Source organism: Bradyrhizobium uaiense (assembly GCF_010811875.1).
Taxonomy (GTDB): Bacteria; Pseudomonadota; Alphaproteobacteria; order Rhizobiales; family Xanthobacteraceae; genus Bradyrhizobium; species Bradyrhizobium uaiense.
Genome location: NZ_VKHP01000848.1, coordinates 1 through 246, shown reverse-complemented (window position 1 = coordinate 246; position 246 = coordinate 1). Strand labels below are relative to the sequence as shown.

Sequence of the window (246 nt, the reverse complement as noted above, 5' to 3'; positions counted from 1 at the left end):
CGGCATACGCCGACCAACGGAACGTGCCATCCTGCGTCGCGCGAATCCCGACAAACCTCCGGACCGCCCCGACATGATCCTGCAATCCCTCGCCGGCCTGCCGGCGTTCCTGGTGTATTTCTGCACGATCAGCGCGATGATGCTCCAGATCAGGCAGTCGATGACATTGGCGGAGTGGGCGATGGCGCTGACCACCGGCAGCACGAAGCCGAGCAGGCTGAGGCCGAGCGCAATCGCTGCCGCCGG

Annotated in this window: 1 pseudogene; it reads right to left on the bottom strand. The window is 65.9% G+C overall.

The features are described from left to right. Positions 1–120 precede the first annotated feature (120 nt). Positions 121–246, bottom strand: a pseudogene (locus FNJ47_RS55195) (DUF350 domain-containing protein); the annotation flags it as partial.